This is a genomic window from Nocardia farcinica, from assembly GCF_029867845.1.
Lineage (GTDB): Bacteria > Actinomycetota > Actinomycetes > Mycobacteriales > Mycobacteriaceae > Nocardia > Nocardia farcinica_A.
This window is the reverse complement of the sequence record NZ_JARWRU010000886.1, coordinates 1-4,898: the sequence shown is the minus strand read 5'-3', so window position 1 is coordinate 4,898 and position 4,898 is coordinate 1. Positions and strand designations below refer to the sequence as shown.

5 protein-coding genes and 1 pseudogene are annotated in these 4,898 nt (G+C 72.2%); 4 read left to right on the top strand and 2 right to left on the bottom strand.

What is annotated here, in order from left to right; all coding sequences use genetic code 11:
* Window positions 1-832: M23 family metallopeptidase (locus tag QH283_RS19410; RefSeq protein ID WP_432420752.1), on the top strand; the 832-nt coding region annotated here is incomplete at its 5' end.
* 38 nt (window positions 833-870) lie between these two features.
* Here the strand turns inward: QH283_RS19410 and purD are convergent.
* Window positions 871-2,142: a phosphoribosylamine--glycine ligase gene (gene purD / locus QH283_RS19405; protein WP_280504409.1), complete on the bottom strand. Its 1,272-nt coding sequence runs from the start codon at window positions 2,140-2,142 to the stop codon at window positions 871-873.
* Window positions 2,143-2,379: 237 nt separating this feature from the next.
* On the opposite strand from purD, the gene QH283_RS19400 reads away from it, so the two are divergent.
* The 3 genes from QH283_RS19400 (at window position 2,380) to QH283_RS19390 (ending at window position 4,249) form a co-directional block, all read left to right on the top strand.
* Window positions 2,380-2,757, top strand: a complete 378-nt coding sequence (locus QH283_RS19400) for a PH domain-containing protein (protein WP_280504408.1) — start codon at window positions 2,380-2,382, stop codon at window positions 2,755-2,757.
* 14 nt (window positions 2,758-2,771) lie between these two features.
* Window positions 2,772-3,197 (top strand): HIT family protein, encoded by a 426-nt coding sequence (locus QH283_RS19395; RefSeq protein WP_280504407.1) that lies wholly within the window; start codon window positions 2,772-2,774, stop codon window positions 3,195-3,197.
* A gap of 230 nt (window positions 3,198-3,427) precedes the next feature.
* Window positions 3,428-4,249 carry a 2OG-Fe(II) oxygenase family protein gene (locus QH283_RS19390; RefSeq protein ID WP_280504406.1) on the top strand — a complete coding sequence of 274 codons (822 nt, stop codon included), beginning with the start codon at window positions 3,428-3,430 and terminating at the stop codon, window positions 4,247-4,249.
* Window positions 4,250-4,523: 274 nt separating this feature from the next.
* Here the strand turns inward: QH283_RS19390 and QH283_RS19385 are convergent.
* Window positions 4,524-4,898: pseudogene (locus QH283_RS19385) on the bottom strand (hypothetical protein); the annotation flags it as partial.

Here is a 4,898-nt window from a genome sequence, read left to right as displayed (position 1 = left end):
GGCCCGCGCCGGGCTGACCGCGCTGCGCGCGCGGGAACTGCCCGACCCGAGGCGGCTGTGGTCACCGCCGCGCCGCGAGGAGTACCGCGCGCTGCTGATGCGCCACCGCTGGCTGATCGCCGGGCTCGCGGGCGTGCTGCTGCTCGCGGGCGCGGACACCACCATCGGCCGGGCCTTCGAGGAGGGACCGCTCGGCCCGAACGAGGCCCGCCGGGTGTTCTTCGCCCACCCCCAGCAGTACCAGTCCACCCCGCCCTCGGTGCGTCGCTACCTCAACGCCATCGCCAACGGTGAGCGCCTGCGTGAGCAGGCCGTGGTCGCCGCGGCCGCCCGCGCCACCCTGGAACGCGCCAAAGCCGAGGCCGCCGCGGCGGCGGCGGGCGAATGGCAGCCGTGGATCAACGAGCCGGGCGTGGTGGTCACCCCCGGCTCGGTGCTGCCCGGCATCAACGGGTTCGTCCTGCCCGCGCGCGGGGTGTTCACCTCCGGCTTCGGCTCACGCTGGGGCACCTTCCACAACGGCATCGACGTGGCGGGCCCGATCGGCACCCCGATCTACGCCGTCGCCGACGGCACCGTCATCGACGCCGGCCCCGCCCAGGGCTTCGGTCTGTGGGTGCGCATCCGCCACGACGACGGATCGATCACCGTCTACGGGCACATGTACGACTTCTTCGTCTCGGTCGGCGAGCGCGTCCCGGCGGGCATGCAGATCGCCCGCATGGGCAACCGGGGCGACTCCACCGGCCCGCACCTGCACTTCGAGGTCCTGGTCAACGGTCAGCACGTGGACCCGGTCGCCTGGCTGGCGTTGCGCGGCCTGCGCTACTGACCTCCGACGACCGACCCGACGACCGAACTCCGACGACCTCAGATGCTGATGCGCGATTCGACCGCCGCCAGGCCGATGTCGGTGCGGAAATGGCTGCCGGGCAGCTTGATCGAGGCGATGCGCGCGTAGGCGCGCTCGCGGGCCTGCGCCAGATCCGCGCCGACGCCGACCACGTTGAGCACACGGCCGCCCGCGGAGACCAGCGCGCCGTCCTCCCTGGTGGCGGTGCCCGCGTGCAGCACGGCGGTGTTCTCGTCGGCGGTGCCGTCGCCCGCCCCGGTGATCACATCGCCCAGGCGCGGGCGGCCGGGGTAGTTCTCGGCGGCCAGCACGACGGTGATAGCCGAGCCGTCCTTCCAGCGCGGCGGCTGCACCCGGCCGAGGGCGCCCGTCGCGGTGGCGTTGAGCAGCTCACCCAGCGGGCTGTCCAGCAGCGCCAGCACCGCCTGGGTCTCGGGATCGCCGAAGCGGCAGTTGAATTCGACCACGGCCGGTCCGGCCGCGCCGATCGCCAGGCCCGCGTAGAGCAGCCCGGAGAACGGGCAGCCGCGGCGCACCATCTCGGCGGCCACCGGCTCGACCACGTCCGCCACGATCTCGGTGACCGTCTCGGCGGGCAGCCACGGCAGCGGGGTGTAGGCGCCCATGCCGCCGGTGTTGGGCCCGGTGTCGCCGTCGCCGACGCGCTTGTGGTCCTGGGCGGGCAGCAGCGGCACCACGTCCTCGCCGTCGACCAGGCAGAACAGCGACACCTCCGGCCCGTCGAGGAAGGATTCGAGCAGCACCGGATGGCCCTGCTCGAGCAGTTCGGCGGCATGGTCGCGGGCCGCGGAACGATCGGCGGTCACCACCACGCCCTTGCCCGCGGCCAGGCCGTCGTCCTTGACCACCCAGGTCGGGCCGAAGCGGTCCAGGGCGGCGTCCAGCTCGGCGGGGCTGTCCACGACCTCGCTGTGCGCGGTGCGCACGCCCGCGGCGGCCATGACGTCCTTGGCGAAGGCCTTGGAGCCCTCGATCCGGGCGGCCGCGGCCGAGGGCCCGAAGCAGGCGATGCCCGCCGCGCGCACCGCGTCGGCCACGCCGAGCACCAGCGGCACTTCGGGACCGATCACGACCAGGTCGGCGTTCACATCCTTCGCCAGCGCGACGACGGCCTCGGCCGAGGAGGCGTCGACCGGACGCACTTCGGCGTGCTGGGCGATCCCGGCGTTCCCCGGCGCCGCGATCAGCGCGGTGACGGCGGGGTCCCGGCGCAGCGCAAGGACGAGGGCATGTTCACGGGCTCCGGCTCCGATGACGAGTACGCGCACGGCCACAGCTTAGGGGAAGCGCGATCCGGCTCCGGTGCGCACCGGACCACCTGTCGGGCTCCGTTCACCCGCCGTTCGCCCGAGGCGGGCGAAAACCTCTGGCGTGGCGCGGTGTACGTCGCCGCTCAGCGGGCATAGTGGAAAGGACATGGTTGAAGGTTGAACCGCCGGAGGCGGGAAGCCGGTGGCCGGAACGGCAGTGGCCGGGGCAGCCGCGGAACGGGACAGGGGAACATCATGGGTCTGATGGACGGATTGATGGGCAACGCGGGCCGGATCGACCCGGCCGCCGCCCAGCAGGAGTATGCCAAGCTGCTCGGCAACGGCGAGCAGGTCTACACCGCCTACATCCTGATACGCGACGCGATGCTGTTCACCGACCGCCGCCTCATCCTGGTCGACAAGCAGGGCCTGAGCGGGCGCAAGGTGAACTACCACAGCATCCCGTACCGATCGATCACCCACTTCGCCGTGGAGACCGCGGGCACCTTCGACCTCGACGCCGAACTGCTCATCTGGCTCTCCGGCAGCGACGCCCCGATCCAGAAGCGCTTCAACCGCCAGGTCGACATCTACGAGGTGCAGGGCATCCTGTCGCATTTCGTCGCCCGCTGACTAGTCTGCGGGGCATGGCTTCCGTCTTCAGCGCGATCATCGCAGGTCAGCTCCCCGGTCGATTCGTCTGGGAAGACGACGAATTCGTCGCCTTCCTGACCATCGCCCCCGTAACCCAGGGTCACACCCTCGTCGTGCCGCGCGCCGAGATCGACCAGTGGCAGGACGTCGACCCCGCCGTGTTCGCCCGCCTCACCGGCGTCGCCCAGACCATCGGCCAGGCCGTCCGCAAGGCCTTCGACGCCCCGCGCGTCGGCCTGCTCATCGCCGGCCTCGAGGTGCCGCACCTGCACCTGCACGTCTTCCCCGCTTTCGAGATGGGCAACTTCGACATCTCCGGCGCCGACTCCTCCCCCTCCCCCGAATCCCTCGACGAGGCCCAGGCCAAGATCAAGCAGGCGCTGCGCGAGCTCGGGCACGGGGCCAACGTCCCGGACTGATCCCGAGGCGGGGTCGTGCCCCGTGACCTGCGACGACCCCGTCGGAACCGAGCCTGCGCGCCGCGTGTCCCGGCGGGGTCGATCCATGCCGCCTGTCGATCCGCACCTGGGCGGGTGAGGCATTATGCTCAGCGCAGCCCGAGGACGACACCCGCCCTGCGGGCCCTTTTCGCCGGCGTCGACGAAAGCTCCGCTTGCCACGACCGTCCAGTCACCCGAGGGGCATACGCATGCTCGAACAGATCCGCGCCACCGGCTACGCGCGCGTGCGCCTGAACGCGAGCGAGACCGACCGGCTGGCCCGGTTGCATCAGCAGGCGAATCGGTTCTTCGCCGCAGGCCCGGCGCACAATCTCCGCTACAGCAACGACCGGCTGACCAACGGCTACCGGCCGCCGCACGCGGCGTACAACAACGGCGACCCGGTCAACGAGGCCGACGACAACGACTCGTTCCTCTACTGGAACCCCGCGCATTCGCGGAAGATCCCGCACCACAGCGAGATTCCCGACTTCCTCGACGCACTCGAGCAACACCGCGACGGCGCGGCGCGCCGGGTGATGACCGCGCTCATGGACGAACTGGCGGCGCACTACCGCTACCCGCACGAGCTGCCCTTCGAGGAGGCCTCGGTGCTCCAGGTGAACTCCTTCGGCGAGCCGGGCAGGCGGGATCTGTTGCAGACCCCGCACGAGGACGGCGTGCTCGCCACCGTCATCTGGACCAGCGCCCCCGGCCTGGAGGCGCTGGTCGGCGGCGAGACGATCCCACTGACCACCGGCCCCGACGAGGTGCTCGTCATGCCCGGCGGCATCCTGACCGCCATGACCGGCGGCGAGATCCCGCCGCTGATCCACCAGGCTCGCAACCACGGCGCGCAGACCAGTCTCGGCCGCAAGTCGGTGATGTACTTCAGCTGCCCCGACATCGACAAGGGCCCGATCAGCCCCTACGTGCCCGACGACACCTATAGCGACCTCGACATCCGCGACGCCATCCGCACGGCCACCGACGCCTTCGGCCTCGCCGCGGACTTCGTGCTCGACCACTGAAACCACCGGACGGCGCACCCGGCGGTGCCGGTCACCCGGCCGGCGCCGCCGCTGCCCACAACCGTCGTCACCGCCAGAGCCACGTCGGCCCAGATCCCGGCGAGCGCGCCGATGCCACCGAAGGTCACCCCGACCAGGACTCTCTCGACATGCGTATCGATCGGCGGAAATCGCACCCGCCGCCCCCTGGGCCCTGCTCCGCTCCCGAAGTCGCGAACGGGCATGTCGTGCACTGGGTTCCAGGATGGCGGCGCCCTCCGGGAGGCGGGGCGGGTCAGCGGAGCGGACCGTGGGGCGCGCGGGCGAGGTGGTACAGGCGTCTGCGGAGAGTTTCCAGATCGGCCTCGGGGGCGGTGGTGGGGACCCAGATGGGGGTGCCACTGCCGCGTGCGGTGAGCACGAGGGCATCGCGAGGTTCGGCGAGCAGCGGCGCCCGGCCGGGGACGGTGAACCAGGGGTAGGGCGGCAGGTGGTCGGGCAGGCGGGCGAGCCGGACGTCGGTGATGTCGCGCAGCGGGATTCGGCCCGCCTCCTCGTCGCCGAAGGCACGGCGGAGCCGGGGGGCGCCCGGCCCGCGGGGCGGGGGGGGGGGGCGGGAGGGCGGCGCAGCAACGGCGGCCGCGGCGCCTCGCGGGAGGGGGGGGCGGGG

What these genes read in the sequence shown, in the direction of transcription:
- QH283_RS19400 (WP_280504408.1), top strand. Translation starts at nt 2,380, where the DNA reads ATGGGTCTGATGGACGGATTGATGGGCAACGCGGGCCGGATCGACCCG.
- QH283_RS19395 (WP_280504407.1), top strand. Translation starts at nt 2,772, where the DNA reads ATGGCTTCCGTCTTCAGCGCGATCATCGCAGGTCAGCTCCCCGGTCGA.
- QH283_RS19390 (WP_280504406.1), top strand. Translation starts at nt 3,428, where the DNA reads ATGCTCGAACAGATCCGCGCCACCGGCTACGCGCGCGTGCGCCTGAAC.